The sequence below is a fragment of the Tepiditoga spiralis genome (genome assembly GCF_014701195.1).
Taxonomy (GTDB): domain Bacteria; phylum Thermotogota; class Thermotogae; order Petrotogales; family Petrotogaceae; genus Tepiditoga; species Tepiditoga spiralis.
Genome location: NZ_AP018712.1, coordinates 2,411,465 through 2,428,270, shown reverse-complemented (window position 1 = coordinate 2,428,270; position 16,806 = coordinate 2,411,465). Strand labels below are relative to the sequence as shown.

Here is a 16,806-nt window from a genome sequence, read left to right as displayed (position 1 = left end):
CTTTATATTGGGATTTTTATTGTCATTTCATTGTTTGTTGAATTTATATCAATTTCAAAGTTTTTTATATCCATATCTTTTTCTTTTAATTCTCTGTATAAGACAGCGATTTTTTCAGCAAAATAAGGATCAGAATTAAATAATTGCTCAAAATTTACATTTTCATTCAAAACAAAATGTTTTTTTATGGAAAAATTTTTTCTTTTTTTAAACATAAAACCACCCCTTTTATACGAATGTATACCTAAGCTTGTTATGTACATTATAACCCAAAAATATTAATTTGAAATTTCGTTATAGTTAATTTAAAGTTAACTAAATTGAATCTAATTAATGAAAATTTGTAAAAAAATCACAAAAAAAACAGAAAAATAGTAATGACAAAAAAGAAAAAAACCGTTATTTATATTTATTATTTAAATAGGATAAGTATTTAATAGAAAGATTATAATAAATAGCATTAAAGAATAATAAATGTAAAAAAGCAAGTTGCTAATGTAATAACCGTGTAGTAAAATAAAGGTGAAACAATTTGATAAAAAATCAGACTTTTGTTATACAAACGTCTTCAAAAGCAAGGAGGATTTTATGAATTTTTCAAAAAAAGTATTAGAAGTTACACCATCAATAACTCTTGAATTAAACTCTAAAGCTATTGAATTAGAAAAACAAGGAATAGATATTGTAAAATTAACAGCAGGAGAACCAGATTTCCCAACACCAAATTCTATAATTGAAGCTGCATATAAGGCTATGAAAGAAGGTAAAACAAAGTATACTAATTCCAGTGGAATAATAGAACTAAGAAAAAAAATCTCTGAATATATAAAAGGTAGAACAAATATAGAATATAAAACAAATCAAATAGTTGTTTCCAATGGAGGAAAACAAGCATTATACAATGTTCTATTAGCGCTTTTAAATGAAAAAGATGAAGTTATAATTTTTGATCCATGTTGGGTTAGTTATGAAGCTCAAATAAAAATTGCTGGTGGAAATACAGTACATGTTTCTTTGAAAGAAGAAAATAACTTTTTACCAACAGAAGAACAATTAAGAAAGGCTATAACTTCAAAAACAAAGGCTATACTAATAAATTCTCCAAATAATCCTACAGGAACGGTTTATCCATTAGAAACATTAAAAATGATAGCAAAATTATCAAAAGAATATGGATTTTATGTTATAAGTGATGAAGTTTATGAATTATTGGTATATGAAGGAAAACATTATTCAATAGTTAATATAGATAATATGATTGAAAGAACCATAATTATAAATGCACTTTCAAAAACATGGTCTATGACAGGATGGCGTGTTGGATACTGTGTTGGCCCTGAAGATTTGATTAAACAAGTGTCTAAAATTCAATCTCATACAACATCAAATATAAATACACCGGCTCAATATGCAGCACTTGCAGCCTTTGATGTAAAAGATGAAGTAGAAAAAATGTATACATCATTTAAAGAAAGAAAAGAGTATGTTTCTAAAGAATTAAAAAGAATTGGATTAAAATTTGTAGAACCAGCAGGAGCATTTTATTTTTTTATAAACATAAAAGAATTTGGCATAAAAGATACAGATTTTGCAAAACAACTTTTAGATGAAGTAAAGTTAGCGGTTGTTCCTGGATCAGGATTTTTTAAAGATGGATTTATAAGAATTTCATTTGCAACATCAAAAGAAAACTTAAAAAAAGCACTTGAAAGATTAGAAAGTTTTGTAAACAAACTCAGGGGGTAATTAAATTGACTGTAGACTTATTAATTGCAGAAATAGGAAGTACAACAACAGTAGTCACAGCCTTTGATAAAATAAATACAGAAAAACCAATTGTAGTAGGTCAAGGAGAACATTATACAACAGTTTTTGAAGGTGATGTTACAATCGGAATTGAAAGAGCTATAAAAGAAATAGAAAAAAAATTAAATATAAATTTAAAATGGAATAAATTTTTGGCAAGTTCTTCAGCTGCGGGTGGATTAAAGATGACAGTTCATGGACTCGTTTACGATATGACTGTAAAAGCAGCAAAAGAAGCAGCTCTTGGTGCAGGAGCTGTTTTGAAGTATGCTACTGCTGGAAAGATGAGAAAAACACATCTTGAAAATATTTTAGCAATAGAACCCAAATTAATTTTACTTGCGGGTGGAGTTGATTATGGAGAAGAAGAAACGGTTCTTCATAATGCAGAATTAATAAATGAACTTCCAATAGATGTTCCAGTTATTTATTCTGGAAATTGTGCAGTTGCAGATGAAGTAAAAAATATTTTAAAAGATAAAAAAGTGATAATAACAGAAAATGTATATCCAAAGGTTGATCAATTGAATGTAAAACCTGCAAGAATGGCTATACAAGAAGTCTTTTCAGAACATATAATACACGCTCCAGGTATGGAGAAAATACAAAATATGACTGATGATGAAATAATTCCAACTCCTGGTGCTGTTATGTTAACAACAGAATTGTTGGCTGAAATGTATGAAGATGTTTTGACTGTTGATATTGGTGGAGCAACAACAGATGTTGATTCTGTAACAGAAGGGGATCCAAAAGTACAAAAAATAATGCTTGCACCAGAACCAATATCAAAAAGAACTGTTGAAGGAGATATGGGTTTATTTGTAAATGCTCATAATGTTTTAGATATGATAGGTGAAGAAGAAATAAAAAAAGAATTTTCTGATTATGAAGAATTGAAAAAAAATTTATCTCCATATCCTAAAACAGAAAGACAAGAAAAGTTTGCTGCTTTCATAGCAAAATATTGTTTTACCAATGGAATTAGAAGACATGCAGGAAGGAAAAAACATTTATATGGACCAAATGGAAGGCAAGAAATAGCAAGTGGAAAGGATTTAACAGCTGTAAAGCATATATTTGGAACTGGTGGAATATTAACTCGTTCTAAGTTTAGAAAAGAAATTATGGAAAGTTTTCTTGAAGCAAACTTTCCAAATGAATTGTTGCCAAATAAAAAAGTTAAATTTGCATATGATAAGAATTATATATTTGCAGCACTTGGTGTATTATCTACTGTTGATAAGGAAACAGCAAAAAAAATATTAGAAATTGATATAGAAAGTATTTGAGGTGAATATGATAAAGTTAGGAGCACATTTTGGAATTTCAAAAGGATTTGCAAATGTACCAGAAGTTATGAATGAAATAGGAGCAAATGCTTTTCAAATATTTGTACATTCTCCAAGAACATGGAAAATAAAACAACTAAATGTAATTGATGTAGAAAATTTTAAAAATAAAATAAAAAAAATGAAAATTGATAAAGAATCGATGTTGGTGCATTCTGGATATTTAATAAATTTAGCTTCACCAAAAGATGAAGGGTGGAAAAAGTCAATTGATACTATGATAGAAGAGATAAAGATAACAGCAAGTCTTGGTATAAAATATTTCAATGTTCATCCAGGAAGTCATTTGAGTGAAGGAGAAGATTTTGGAATAGACAGAGTTGCAAATGCTTTAGATATTATAATAGAACAAATCAAAGATTTTGATATTATGATATTACTTGAAAATGTAGCAAAAAAAGGTGGAAATATAGGATATAAAATAAATCAACTTGGAGATATAATAAAAAGAACGAATTACAAAGAAAAAATTGGAATAACTTATGATACCTGCCATGGATTTGATTCAAATTATGATATAAGAACAAAAGATGGAATGGATAATCTTTTATTTGAAATCAATGAATATGTAGGAATTGATAAGTTAAAGATGATACACTTGAATGATTCAAAATTTGATCTAGGTGCTGGAAAAGATAGGCATGAAATTATAGGAAAAGGATTTATAGGAGAAGAAGGATTTAAAAATTTTTTTAAATATGAAAAAGTATTAAATACAGCTTTATTACTTGAAACTCCTGGAACTGATGAAGATCACAGAAAAGAAATAGCATATATAAAAAAGGCAATAGCTCAATGAGTTATTGCCTTTTTCCAATAAAAATATGATATAATATAATGTGTTAAAAAGTAAGTAATCACTTATAAATAAATTAATTTAATCTAAATAAAAATGTATTGACATTTAAAAATAAAAAGAATATAATATATGTACATATAACCATATATAATTATGTTTGACTTTTTAGTTTATAAAAACTAATTTTAGGAGGTGTATATTATGTATAAAATTATTTCAAACGTTTATGATATACTCTTATATTTACCTTTAATATCCATTAGATTGAAAGTAAAAAAAATAATTAAAACTTTAGGAGTAAAAAGTATAATAGATATTTGCTGTGGGACAGGAAATCAATTAAAAATGTTAAAAAGATCTGGATATGATGATTTAACTGGAATAGATCTATCTGAAAATATGTTGAAAGTAGCAAATAGGGGAAAATATAAATTAAAATGTCAACAGCAAGATGCTACAAAATTATCTTTTAAAGATGATAATTTTGATTTAGGAATAATAAGTTTAGCACTTCATGAAAAACCATTAGAAGTACAAAATTTGGTTTTAAATGAAGCAAAACGTGTAATAAAAAAAGATGGATATTTAATTGTTGTAGACTATATGTTTGATAAACACGCATTTATTTTAGGTGTATTAGAAATATTTATAGTTGAAGCTATGGTTGGTGGAGATCATTTTAGAAACTTTAGAAAATTTATAAAAAATGGTGGATTAGAAAGCATAACAAAAGATAAATTTGAAAAAATAAATGAGTATAAATTTCATTTTGGAGGTACAAGATGTTTTGTTTTAAAAAATATAAAATAAAAAAATATTAAAATATATATGAATATGGAGGGAAAAATGTTAGGAATAGATTTAGGTTCAGCAACAGCAAAGGTAGTTTTACTGAACAAAAATTTTAATATAGAGCATAAAAAATATGTAAGACATAATGGAAAAATAAAAGAAGTTTTAATTTCAGAATTAGAAGAATTAAAAAAGAAAGTAGGAAATAAAAAGCTTTCTATTTCAATAACAGGAACTGCTGGAATGGGACTTGCAAATAGAAATGACTTTTCTTTTGTTCAAGAAGTAATAGCAATTTCAAAAGCCATAAAACTTTTATATAAAGAAGCTCATACCTTAATAGAACTTGGTGGAGAAGATGCAAAGATAATATTATTTGAGGAAGGAAAAATCCCTGAAATGAGAATGAATGGAAGTTGTGCAGGAGGTACAGGGTCTTTTATAGATCAAATGTCTGTTTTATTAAATGTTGATCCATTAGAATTAAATGAATTGGCAAAAAAATCAAACAAAACATTGTATATAGCTTCAAGATGTGGAGTCTTTGCAAAAACAGATGTACAGGCTTTATTAAATAGAGGAGAAAGTAAAGAAGATATAGCTAAAGCCGTATTTTTAGCTGTTGCAAATCAAACAATTACTACATTATTATCAGGAGCTGATATAAGAGAAAAGGTTATTTTTGCAGGAGGACCTTTAACTTTTTTATCAGAATTAAGAAAGTCTTTTCATGAAACATTAAAGTTAAATGAAAATAAATTTATACTTCCTGATAATTCAGAAGTTTTAGTTGCTGTTGGTGCTGCTTTATATTCTGAAAATAATGATAAACAATATACAATTGATGAAATTATAAATAAAATAAAAAGTGAAAAAAAAGTAGAAAGAACAATAAGAACTTTAGAACCTCTTTTTACAGATAAAGATGAGTATGAAAATTTTAAAATGAGACATTCCAATCTTAATTTAAAATATTTAGATGAAAAAGAAAAGAAAGAGAAGAAAAATTTATACATAGGTATTGATGCGGGATCTACTACGACAAAGTTAATAATGATTGATGATAAAAATAATATTATAGATAGTTTTTATAAAAATAATTTTGGTTCTCCATTAAATGTTGCAGTTGAGGGATTAAAAAAGTTTAAAAAATATATAAAAAATAATAATTTAAAAGCTGTATTTTCAACAGGATATGGAGAAGAGTTTATAAGTAAAGCTTTAAATTTAGATGGTGGTATTGTAGAAACAATGGCGCATTTTGTTTCTGGACAAAGTTTTAATGATAAGTTGAGTTTTATAGTTGATGTTGGTGGTCAAGATATAAAAGCAATAAAAATAGAAAATAAAATAATAACTGATATAAGATTAAATGAAGCTTGTTCTTCTGGAACAGGTTCTTTTATAGAAACCTTTGCAAAAAATTTAAATATGACTTTAGATGAATTTGTTGAAAAGGCTATAAATGCAAAGTTTCCTGTTGATTTAGGAACAAGATGTTCTGTATTTATGAATAGTAAAGTCAAGGAAGCTCTTAAAGATGGAGTAGATGTTGGAGATATTGCTGCTGGATTAGCTTATTCTGTTGTTAAAAATGCTCTTTACAAAGTTATAAAATTAAAAAATGTTGATGAACTTGGAGATAATATATTTGTTCAAGGTGGAACCTTTAAAAATGATGCTGTTTTGAGAGCTTTTGAAAAAATAACTGGTAAAAATGTTTATAGATTAAATATTTCAGAGTATATGGGAGCATTTGGAGCTGCAATATATGCAAGAAATTTATATAAAAGTAGAGAAGATTATAAAACAAAATTTAATATAGAAAGTATAAACAATATAGAGTATAAAAAACAATTTATACAGTGTAAAGGATGCGGAAATAATTGTAATATTACAAAATTTGTATTTGATAATAATAATATTTTTTATACTGGAAATAAATGTGAGAAGTATTTTTCTAATAAAAAGGTACAAAAAGATAAAGAAAGTATAAATTTTTTTAAAGAAAAAGAAAAAATGATATTTGAAATTGATGAAAATTATGAATATGATAAAAATAAACCTGTAATTGGAATACCAAGAATGTTATCTATATATGAGCATTTTCAATTTTTTTATAATTTGTTTAAAAATTTGGGATTTAAAGTTGTTTTATCTGATAGAACAACACAAAAGCTATATTATAAAGGATTAAGGACAGTATCTGCAGACAATATATGCTTTCCAGCTAAAATATCGAATGGTCACGTTTTAAATTTAATAGATAAAAAAGTAGATAGAATATTTATACCAACTATAATATTTGAAAAAACAGAAGGAAATGATGCTAAAAATGCTTATAATTGTCCTATAGTAACTGGTTATGGAGAAGTTTTAAAAAGAAATATAAAAACAAATATTCCAATAGACACTCCTTCACTTAGTTTTAAATATGAAAAGGGATTAGAAGAAAATTTATTTAAGTATGTAAATAAATTTGGAATTAATAGAAAAGAATTTAAAAATGCTTATATATTGGCTAAAAAGAAAGAAGAAAAACTTTTATTAAATTTAAAATTAATGGCAAAGGATGTTATTGAAGAAGCACAAAAAAATAAAAAAATTCTTGTAATAGTTTTGGGAAGACCATATCATATGGATCCAATGGTAAATGCAGGGGTAATGGATTTAATATATGAGCTTGGCGCATATGGAATAACAGAAAGTGATATACCAGAATTGTATGAAATGAACTTAGATGGTGTTTTACCTTTAACTCAATGGTCTTATCATAATCGTTTGTACTTAGCATCAAAATGGATAGCAAAGCAAAAATATGATAAAGTGTTAGCTTTACAATTAAATTCTTTTGGTTGTGGACCAGATGCTGTAGTTGTTGATGAAGTTAAATCATTGGTTGAATCAGGAGGTAAAATATTCACTGTATTAAAAATAGATGAAATGTCCAATATAGGTGCTGCAAAAATTAGAATTAGATCAGCTTTTGAGGCATTAAATAATACTAAGGGAATAAATCTTGTAAAGAAAAGAAAAAACGTAAAGCCTTATACGAAAGATGATCAAAGAAAAACTATATTGGTACCAAAATTTTCAAAGCTCTACTCAGCTTTGTATGAAGGAGTAATGTATAATTTAGGATATAAATTAAAAACTATAATGAATCAAAATAAAGAAGCAATAGATGAAGGGTTGAAATATGTAAATAATGATATGTGCTATCCAGCTGTAGTTGTAATTGGAGATGTAATTAAAGCTTTAAAAAGTGGAGATGTTGATCCTAAAAATACAGTGGTTGGACTTTCTCAAACTGGTGGACAGTGTAGAGCTTCAAATTATGTTCCTCTGTTAAAAAAGGCATTAATAGATGCTGGTTTTGAAGATACACCAGTAATTTCAATAGGAACCAATGCTTCAGTTGAAGGGTTGAAAATAAATCTTATAAAACTTTTAAAGTATAGTGTTATAGCATTTTCTATTGGAGATAGCCTTTTAAAATTAAAGTTAGCAACAGCTCCTTATGAAAGACATTCAGGAGAAACGAATAGAGTTTTTTCACAGCTTTTATCAGAAATAAAAGAACAAATGTTTAATGAAAAACCAAGCAAAAAGATGATGAAAAGATTTTTAATTAAAGCTGTTAATGAGTTCAATAAAATAGAAGTTAATATGCCCAAAAAAAGAAATAGAATAGGTTTAGTTGGAGAAATATACATGAAAACAAATTGTTTTGTTAATAATGAAATTATCAAAAGATTAGAAAATGATGGATATGAAGTTATTGTTCCAACATTTTTGAAGTTTTTAGAGTATGATTTTTATAGTAAACAATATAATAAGAGAGAAAAAATTGAAAATGATAATAAAATGTATTTAACAAAAGCAGTTATAAAAAATACTATAGACCATTATAGGAATATTTCAGAAAAAATCCTTTCTAATTTTATTAGATATATTCCAGAATCAAAACTTGGAAAAACTATAAAAAGTAATAATAACATATTGCCTCTTTCTTTACAATTTGGAGAAGGTTGGCTTTTGGCAAATGAAATAGGAGATATGGCAAGAGAAGGGATAAAAAATATAATATCTTTACAACCTTTTGGATGTATTTCAAATCATATTATAGCAAAGGGAATTTATAGGGAATTAAAAGATAAATTAGATGTGAACCTACTTCTTTTAGATTATGAATCGGGAACTAGTGAGATAAATATAATAAATAGACTAAAATTATTTTTAGAAACAAAATAAAAAATAAGCATTTTAAATGCTTATTTTTTATTATTTATGATATAATAAAAGTATAATATTTTGTAAAAAGTAGGTGAAATTATGATAGGAATAGTTTGTGATTCTGCAACTGATTTACCCCAAGAACTTATAAAAAAATATGAAATAAATGTTGTTTTTTTAAAAATAATACTTGGTGAAAAATCTTATAAAGATATAATTGAAATAAATGAAGAAGAAGTTTTAAAGTACATGGAAAATAGTTTTGCAAAAACATCATTGCCTTCATATACGGAAATAGAAGAAGTTTTTTTAGAAATGATAAATAAAGGCTATGATGAAATAATTGCTATAAATATTTCAAGTGGATTAAGTGGTACATACAATCTATTTAACATGGTTGCAAGAGACATTATGAATAAACATAAAAGTGTTAAAATTAAGGTAATAGATTCATTGAGTGTTTCAATTGGAACTGGATTAATGGTTTTAAAGGCTGCTGAAATGAATAAAAATGGAGAATCTTTTGATAAAATTGTTTCGACAATAGAAAGTATAGCTAAAGAGAAAAAATCTGATGGTGGATATACAATACCAACTTTAAAGTATTTAAAAGCAGGAGGGAGAATAAGTCATTTAAAAGCAACTATTGCAAGTGTTTTACATATGAAACCAGTTATATCTGTTGATACATATGGAAAATATTTTACAGTTTCTAAAGCTCGTGGAATGAAAAATGCAGTAAATAATTTATATGAATATTTTAAAACATTTACAAATGGAAAAGAAATAGAAAAAGTTGCTATTTATAGATCTGGAGAACTTCAAAGAACAATAAACTTTGTAAATGAATTGAAAGAAAAAGTAGAAAAGTTTTATGATAAAGAAATATTAATTGGAAAAGTTTCTTCAGCAATGACGGTTCATGCGGGTGCTGGTTTAGTTTGTATAGTTGGTTTAGTAAAGTAGTTAAATAATAAAAAAATTAAAAGTATCCAATTTTAATTGGATACTTTTTTTGATATACAAAATTAATATAAAATAAAAAAAATTTAATATTTATTGTGATATAATCAATAAAAAAGTTAGTAAAACTAACTAAAGGAGTGAGAGGTTTGACAATTTATATAGCTTTTACACATTTTTTAGCAGATTTTTTAAACTCTTTTTTTAAGCCCCTTGGACCTTATTTTATTGAAAAATATGGAATAGATAGTAGAACATTTACAAGTTCTATAGCTTTAATAGGTGCTTTTTCTTCAATTGTTCAAATATTTTTTGGACTTTATTTTGATAGAAAAAAAAGAGATGGTTTGTATGTAGTGCTTTTAGTCTTTTTAGAAATAATAATAATTTCTTTAACAGGATTTGTAAATGGATTTTATTTGTTAATAATGATGATCTTTTTAATGAGGTTAACTAATTCTGCTTTTCATCCTATTGGAGCAAGTTTTGCTGGTAGACACAATAAGGGAAATCATGTTGCTTTATTTTCTGTTTTTGGAGCGCTTGGAGCTGCAGTAGGTCCAGTGGTAATAACTTTATTTATGAAAAATTATGAATTTTCTAAAGTTTATATAATAGCTATTATTAGTTTTATGATTCTTTTGATACCTGCTTCTAAGATATGGAAATATGAAAAGAAAGAAGTTTCGGAAAAAACAATTCCAAAGTTAAAAGATACTATGGTTCTTTTACCAGTTTTTTTATTAGTAGCAACAAGAGGATTTATTATGAATATATTTCATACTTTTGTTCCAATATTTGTTAATTTAAAAGGTTCAAGTATGGTAATGGGAGGAGTAATACTTTCTATAGGTTTAATTGCAGGTATGTTTACTAATTATTTTGGTGCATACTTAAGAGAAAAAAGTGGAATAAAAGTTATAAACTTGATAGGATTTTTAGGTATGGGAGTTTTTGGACTTTTGTTTTATTTTTCAGAAAATGATTTTTTAAGAATTTTATCCTTTATGTCATTTGATATTTTTGGATTTTTAACTATGTCTGCAAATCTTGTTGAAGCTCAAGTTTTAATGCCTAAAAATAAAAGTTTTGCATCATCTATTGCTATGGGATTTTCGTGGTCAATAGGAGGATTTATTGCTAGTGGATACTCGGCTATTTTTGGTAATAATGTTCCATTTGTTATTTTTAGTGTTAGTATAATATCTATTGTTGTTGCATTTTTATTTCCAATTTTAAAATATAAAAAATAAATAAATAAAAAAATAAAAAATTCAAGATTTTAATCTTGAATTTTTTATAATTTATCATATTTTGCTTGTGATATTTCTTCATTTATTTTTTTTGAAAATTCTTTATCATATTTTGAAAGTCTATAAGTTGAAAAAAATGAGTATAAAAATTTTGAAGAGTAGAATATAATTAAAATAAATATTGGTATTAATAAATATACAAATAAGTTTGAAATAAATAAAATTTTTAGAAATATATAAGCTGTAAGATTATTGAGCATGTGAATAAAAGTATTCAATTTCAAACTTTTTGTTTCTAAGTATATTATTGAAACTGCAATGGCAAATAAAAATGTACCAAAAAAATTTGGATGCATTAAAGCAAACATTGTTGAAGAGAGTATAACTGCTTTTTTTATTCCCCATTTTAATGCAAATCTGTTAATTAAAAAAAATCTAAAAAATAGTTCTTCAACAAATGGTACAAAAATAATTAAATTAAAAGCAAAAAACAATTCTTCTAAAGGTTGCCTTTTTTTCATATAAAAGTTTACAAGATCCTTGTCATTATAAAGAGATGGAAAATGAAAAAATGAAATTATAAAATCTTGTAAAAAACTAAACATTATTGATATAGCTATTAAACTTATAGTTAATTTCAAAATGTATTTTTTTTCAAACTTGTTTTCAGATATTTTATATTGATCTTTTACAATAATATTATTTTTTTTAAATTTTATAAGAAGCCAAAATAGTGTGAAAATATCTGTAAAAAAATTAAAAAGAATTGAATTTTCTGTATTAATATTAAAATGCTCAAATAAAATTTCCAAACAAACTGCAAATATAAAAAAGTACAAAATAAAATTTCTAAATTTTATTCTTTCAAATTCAAACAAAATAAACATCTCCCTTAATTAAAATATTATAAATTTAAAATATTTAATTTAAAAAATTATCTATATATTATAAAAAAATTATTTGAACCTTTTTTGTTTTTTCATTTTGTACATATTGTTATCTGCTTCTATTATCATTTCCTTTATTGATTGATTATTAAATTCAGAAAAGCCATAACTAAAACTCAATTTATATTTAGTAGAAGTTTTATTAAATAAATTTAAATTTTTTTGTATTCTTTCAAAAACTAATTGAGTTGTATCTAAGTTAGCATCAGTGAGCACTAACAAAAATTCATCTCCTCCAACTCTTATAATAAAATCACTTTCTCTAATTGAATCTTGTATTACATTAATAAAATCTTTTAAGAAGGTATCTCCAGTAGAATGTCCAAATTTATCATTTATTTTTTTTAGATTATCTGTATCCATAAAACAAAGAGTAAACTTTTTTTTATATCTTTTAGAATATTTAAAAACTCTCTCTAAAATATCAAAACCAGATTTATAATTATAAACTCCAGTTAAATCATCATAAGTAGAATGCTTTAATAGTAATTTTTCAATATGTTCTTGATTCCTTAAATCTGTAATAAGTCCAAAAAACAAATCAGGATTTTTAGATGTACAGACAGGAATTCCAGTGATTAAAACTGGAATATCTTTTTTGTTTATATCAATGATTTTAATTTCATACATTGATTTAATCTTTTTTTTTCTTAACTCTTTGTGTTTGATTACTATTTCTTTATAATTAGAATTAATAACTTTCCAAATTTTCATATGTGTTAATTGGTTTTTGGTATATCCAATTAAATTACAAAAACTATTGTTTACAAATATAAATTTATCTTTTTCTATTAGAACAATACCTTGTTCTATTGAATTTGCTATATTATTTAATATTTTAGATTGTTCTTTTGGATATTGATTTAAAAGTTTTATAAATTTATCTTCATTAAAATTAAAAATAAGTTCTTTTTCAATTTTTTCAAAAAAGTTTTTATTTAATTTGTTTGAATTATCCATGTTTTACACCACCAATTAAAGATAATCTTGTTATAAAATGATATCATGAATTAAATAACTTGTCAATATAAACTTTTTATTAATTAAAATTAATTTATCAGTAATAAATATTTTTTTTAATATTAATTGATTTTGTGATATAATATTAACATAGAGGTGGGTTTTAATGAAAAAAATTATGATTTTATTAATCTTGATATTAAATATTTTAATATTTTCTGAAAAAACAATAAGAATAACAAATGGGGAATGGACCCCATATTTATCAAAAAAGCTAAAATATTATGGAGTAGCGTCAAGAATAGTAACAGACGCATTTAAAAATGTGAATATAAAAGTAGAATATGGATTTTTCCCATGGAAAAGATCATATAAATTAGCAAAGATTGGAGAATGGGATGGTTCTATTGGTTGGTCGTATAATGAAGAAAGAGGAAAAGATTTTTATTTTTCAATGCCTTTTTTAGATTTAAAAGATGTTCTATTTTTTAAAAAAAGTGGGAAAACAAAATTTGAAAGTTATGAAGATTTAATTGGAAAAACGATAGGAACAGTAATTGGATTTTACTATGGTGAAGAATTTGAAAAAGCAAAAAAACTTAAAATTTTCAAAATAGACGAAGCAAAATCAGATGAAATTAATTTTAAAAAATTGCTTGCAGGTAGAGTTGATTTTATAGTTGAATCTTATTACGTTGGTTTAAGTATACTGAGAAAAAACTTTACTAAAGAAGAAATAGAACAAATAGGTATTTCAAAGAAAGTAGTAAGAGTAGGACATTATAGTTTAATTTTAAATAAAAAAGATGAAAATCATAAAAAAATAATAGAATTATTTAATAAAGGATTAAAGCAATTGAAAGAAAGTGGAAAGTATGATCAATATTTAAAGGAAATGTATGAAAATAAATACTAATAAAAATAGAATATATATTATTATAATTATTTATGGAGGTGAAGTATATGAAAAAAAGCTTATTGATTTTATTGGTATTAGTAGTGACTATTTTAATGTTTTCTGAATAAACTATAAGGTTGACGAATGGAGAATGGGCCCCATACTTATCAGAAAAATTAAAATATTATGGTTTCTTTTCAAGAGTTGTAACGGATTCATTTAAAAATGTAGGTATAAAAGTAGAGTATGGATTTTTTCCGTGGAAAAGATCATATGTTTTAGCTGAAAATGGAAGTTGGGATGGATCACTTGGATGGTCACGTAATGAAGAAAGAGAAAAATCTTTTTATTATAGTGATCCGGTTATAGAATTAAAAGATTTTTTATTTTATAAAAAAGATAAAAAAATAAAATTTGAAAGTTATGAAGATTTAAGAGGTAAAACAATAGGGATAGTTATAGGTTACTATTATGGAAAAGAATTTGAAAAAGCTCAAAAAGCAGGGATTTTTAAAGTAGATCAGTCTACATCAGATGAAATTAATTTAAAAAAATTACTTGCAGGAAGAATAGATTGTACAATTCTAACTTATGATATAGCAATGGATATTTTAAAGAATAAATTCAAAAAAGAAGAAATAGAACAAATAACTAATACAAAAAAGCCAACAAAGGTTAGCCCATATTATTTAATATTAAATAAAAAAGATAAAAATAATGAAAATATAATTAAGCTTTTTAATAAAGGATTAAAACAATTGAAAGAAAGTGGAAAGTATGATCAATATTTAAAGGAAATGTATGAAGGAAAGTATTGAATTTATGATATAATAAAAAAGGGTCGGATGCCCATTCCGAACCCTTGCCAGAAAAATATTAAAAAAATGCTTCTCACAAGTTTGTGGGAAGCATTAAATTTTATGCTAACGGCTCTCCACATAACTGTGACAGTTAAACGGGTATTTCCCGAGTAACCAGGAATATAAAGTGAGGAACCTTTATATCCTTCGGCATCTTTGCCTTTCGTCTATCCCATGCTTCCTCAAGCGAAAATAGATTACTAATCGCAGATGCGCCTCCGTACTTTTCATTCTTATTTATTTTTCATATAAATTTTAACATTTATTTTAAAAAAAAACAATTAAATTTAGGTTAACAAAAAAATTAAAATTTTTTAAATTTAATTTTTGCATTGTTTCTTTTGTTTATTGTACCATTTATTTTTTTTCATTGAATATTAATGAGAATTTGATATAATTATTATTATAATGTAAAAATAATTAAGGAGTGATTTTTATGAATGTATCAACCGTATCATTTTTATTTAAAGATTTTGATTTATTTCAAAAAGCATATGAAATAAGAAAAACAGTTTTTATTGATGAACAAAAGGTATCTCCACAAGAAGAATTAGATGGTCTTGATGCTGGTTGTATTCATTTTTTAATATTTTTAGAAGAGAAAGCAATAGGTACCGGAAGACTTAGATATATAAACGCAAATACTATGAAAGTAGAAAGAATTGCTATTTTAAAAGAATTTAGAAAAAATGGATATGGTATAGATTTAATGAAAGCAATAGAAGAAAAAGCTAAAATTATGAAGATAAAAAATTTAACTATGAATGCACAACTCTATGCAAAAAAGTTTTATGAAAGATTAGGATATAAAGCAGATGGAGAAGTATTTGAGGAGGCTGGAATTAAACATATAAAAATGACAAAGGAAGTGATTTAATGAAAAAGTATTTGATTTTTATTTTTTTAATTACTTTCATATTTAATTTTTCAGAAATAAGTCAATGGGAAAGACAAATTGAACAAACGGAAAAATTATGGAAAGATCAGCAAGATAAAACTAATAAAGAATGGGATAAATATTATCAACTTGTTCAATCAAAATGGAATGAAAATAAGAGAAAAATAGAAGCTATTTGGGGAAAAATAGAAGATTATACGGCAAAAAAATGGATAGAGTATTCTTATGATAAAAAAACTTATAGTGTAGTTAACTTTGATGAACAAAATGGTGGATATATAGAAATAAAAACAATTTTAAATAAAAATGATTCTATAAATAAAGCAAAATCAAATATAAAAACACAGTATAACAAAATTTCTTCAGAAAGGGATAAATCTACAGGACAGCCAATTTTAAAAGATATAGCACCAAAAAGTATTTCTGTTGATAAAGTAGAAGTAGAAAATAAAGGAGATAAGAAGGTTTATAAAGTAAAGGTTCCTCTTGAAAAAAATTTTATTTTAAAAAAAGCAAAAGAATATATTCCAATAATAAAAAAGTATGCAAAAGAAGCAAAAATACCAGCTGAATTAGTAATGGCAATAGTTCATACAGAATCTTCATTTAATCCAAAAGCATACTCTAAAATAGGTGCTTATGGTATGATGCAGTTGATGCCAAAGTATGGTGCTGCTGATGGATATTATTATTATTATGGTAAAAGAAAATTTGTTAGAATAGATGATTTATATAAAGCTGAATTAAATATAAAATATGGTGCTGGGTATTTAAATATATTAACAAATCAATATATGAAGGTAGTTACGGATAATACCAAAAGACATTATTTAGCAATAGCAAGTTATAATCATGGACCAACTAATGTTCTTAATTTAATGAAAAAGTATAATGTAAACAAGATGTCTGTAAAAGATGTTTATAATTTAATAAAAACAAAAACTCATCCAGAAACTGCTAATTATATAGATAGAATTTTAAGTAGAGAAAAGGAATATAAAAAATATTTTTAAGTTACAAATATTTAATTGACTAAAAAAAA

The 16,806-nt window shown here is 24.8% G+C and carries 14 protein-coding genes and 1 riboswitch; of the genes, 11 read left to right on the top strand and 3 right to left on the bottom strand.

Annotated elements, in window-relative coordinates; all coding sequences use genetic code 11:
* Positions 1-2: 2 nt before the first annotated feature.
* A complete protein-coding gene (locus tag IGS63_RS11315; protein WP_190614949.1) occupies positions 3-215 on the bottom strand; it encodes a hypothetical protein in 213 nt (70 codons plus the stop codon).
* A gap of 373 nt (positions 216-588) precedes the next feature.
* Between IGS63_RS11315 and aspC the strand changes: the two genes are divergently transcribed.
* The 7 genes from aspC to IGS63_RS11280 all read left to right on the top strand — a co-directional run bounded on the left by aspC (position 589) and on the right by IGS63_RS11280 (position 11,201).
* Positions 589-1,746, top strand: a complete 1,158-nt coding sequence (gene aspC / locus IGS63_RS11310; RefSeq protein WP_190614948.1) for an aspartate aminotransferase — start codon at positions 589-591, stop codon at positions 1,744-1,746.
* Between the two features lie 5 nt (positions 1,747-1,751).
* A complete protein-coding gene (locus IGS63_RS11305) occupies positions 1,752-3,098 on the top strand; it encodes a GlmL-related ornithine degradation protein (protein ID WP_190614947.1) in 1,347 nt (448 codons plus the stop codon).
* A 7-nt stretch (positions 3,099-3,105) separates the two neighbouring features.
* Positions 3,106-3,957 carry a deoxyribonuclease IV gene (locus tag IGS63_RS11300; protein ID WP_190614946.1) on the top strand — a complete coding sequence of 284 codons (852 nt, stop codon included), beginning with the start codon at positions 3,106-3,108 and terminating at the stop codon, positions 3,955-3,957.
* A gap of 201 nt (positions 3,958-4,158) precedes the next feature.
* Entirely contained in the window at positions 4,159-4,767 is a 609-nt protein-coding gene (locus IGS63_RS11295; protein WP_190614945.1) for a class I SAM-dependent methyltransferase, read from the top strand.
* A gap of 36 nt (positions 4,768-4,803) precedes the next feature.
* Positions 4,804-9,003: an acyl-CoA dehydratase activase gene (locus IGS63_RS11290; protein ID WP_190614944.1), complete on the top strand. Its 4,200-nt coding sequence runs from the start codon at positions 4,804-4,806 to the stop codon at positions 9,001-9,003.
* A gap of 81 nt (positions 9,004-9,084) precedes the next feature.
* Positions 9,085-9,951 (top strand): DegV family protein, encoded by an 867-nt coding sequence (locus IGS63_RS11285; protein ID WP_190614943.1) that lies wholly within the window; start codon positions 9,085-9,087, stop codon positions 9,949-9,951.
* A 146-nt stretch (positions 9,952-10,097) separates the two neighbouring features.
* Positions 10,098-11,201 (top strand): MFS transporter, encoded by a 1,104-nt coding sequence (locus tag IGS63_RS11280; RefSeq protein ID WP_190614942.1) that lies wholly within the window; start codon positions 10,098-10,100, stop codon positions 11,199-11,201.
* A 44-nt stretch (positions 11,202-11,245) separates the two neighbouring features.
* On the opposite strand, the gene IGS63_RS11275 is transcribed toward IGS63_RS11280, so the two are convergent.
* Both IGS63_RS11275 and IGS63_RS11270 read right to left on the bottom strand, forming a co-directional pair.
* Positions 11,246-12,079: a CPBP family intramembrane glutamic endopeptidase gene (locus IGS63_RS11275; protein ID WP_190614941.1), complete on the bottom strand. Its 834-nt coding sequence runs from the start codon at positions 12,077-12,079 to the stop codon at positions 11,246-11,248.
* A 78-nt stretch (positions 12,080-12,157) separates the two neighbouring features.
* Positions 12,158-13,108, bottom strand: coding sequence for a sensor domain-containing diguanylate cyclase (locus IGS63_RS11270; RefSeq protein WP_190614940.1), 951 nt, complete (start codon positions 13,106-13,108; stop codon positions 12,158-12,160).
* 166 nt (positions 13,109-13,274) lie between these two features.
* Between IGS63_RS11270 and IGS63_RS11265 the strand changes: the two genes are divergently transcribed.
* The 4 genes from IGS63_RS11265 to IGS63_RS11250 all read left to right on the top strand — a co-directional run bounded on the left by IGS63_RS11265 (position 13,275) and on the right by IGS63_RS11250 (position 16,777).
* Positions 13,275-14,024 carry a substrate-binding periplasmic protein gene (locus tag IGS63_RS11265; protein WP_190614939.1) on the top strand — a complete coding sequence of 250 codons (750 nt, stop codon included), beginning with the start codon at positions 13,275-13,277 and terminating at the stop codon, positions 14,022-14,024.
* Positions 14,025-14,143: 119 nt separating this feature from the next.
* Positions 14,144-14,824 (top strand): substrate-binding periplasmic protein, encoded by a 681-nt coding sequence (locus tag IGS63_RS11260; RefSeq protein ID WP_190614938.1) that lies wholly within the window; start codon positions 14,144-14,146, stop codon positions 14,822-14,824.
* A 101-nt stretch (positions 14,825-14,925) separates the two neighbouring features.
* Positions 14,926-15,095, bottom strand: a riboswitch (Lysine riboswitch).
* A gap of 207 nt (positions 15,096-15,302) precedes the next feature.
* On the top strand, positions 15,303-15,743 hold the full coding sequence (locus IGS63_RS11255; protein WP_190614937.1) for a GNAT family N-acetyltransferase: 441 nt from the start codon (positions 15,303-15,305) through the stop codon (positions 15,741-15,743).
* The gene (locus tag IGS63_RS11250; protein WP_190614936.1) at positions 15,743-16,777 is read left to right on the top strand and encodes a transglycosylase SLT domain-containing protein; all 1,035 of its coding nucleotides are present in this window, start codon (positions 15,743-15,745) and stop codon (positions 16,775-16,777) included. The genes IGS63_RS11255 and IGS63_RS11250 overlap by 1 nt, the downstream gene beginning before the upstream one ends.
* Positions 16,778-16,806: the final 29 nt, after the last annotated feature.

What these genes read in the sequence shown, in the direction of transcription:
- IGS63_RS11315 (WP_190614949.1), bottom strand. Translation starts at nt 215, where the DNA reads ATGTTTAAAAAAAGAAAAAATTTTTCCATAAAAAAACATTTTGTTTTG.
- aspC (WP_190614948.1), top strand. Translation starts at nt 589, where the DNA reads ATGAATTTTTCAAAAAAAGTATTAGAAGTTACACCATCAATAACTCTT.
- IGS63_RS11300 (WP_190614946.1), top strand. Translation starts at nt 3,106, where the DNA reads ATGATAAAGTTAGGAGCACATTTTGGAATTTCAAAAGGATTTGCAAAT.
- IGS63_RS11295 (WP_190614945.1), top strand. Translation starts at nt 4,159, where the DNA reads ATGTATAAAATTATTTCAAACGTTTATGATATACTCTTATATTTACCT.
- IGS63_RS11290 (WP_190614944.1), top strand. Translation starts at nt 4,804, where the DNA reads ATGTTAGGAATAGATTTAGGTTCAGCAACAGCAAAGGTAGTTTTACTG.
- IGS63_RS11285 (WP_190614943.1), top strand. Translation starts at nt 9,085, where the DNA reads ATGATAGGAATAGTTTGTGATTCTGCAACTGATTTACCCCAAGAACTT.
- IGS63_RS11270 (WP_190614940.1), bottom strand. Translation starts at nt 13,108, where the DNA reads ATGGATAATTCAAACAAATTAAATAAAAACTTTTTTGAAAAAATTGAA.
- IGS63_RS11265 (WP_190614939.1), top strand. Translation starts at nt 13,275, where the DNA reads ATGAAAAAAATTATGATTTTATTAATCTTGATATTAAATATTTTAATA.
- IGS63_RS11255 (WP_190614937.1), top strand. Translation starts at nt 15,303, where the DNA reads ATGAATGTATCAACCGTATCATTTTTATTTAAAGATTTTGATTTATTT.
- IGS63_RS11250 (WP_190614936.1), top strand. Translation starts at nt 15,743, where the DNA reads ATGAAAAAGTATTTGATTTTTATTTTTTTAATTACTTTCATATTTAAT.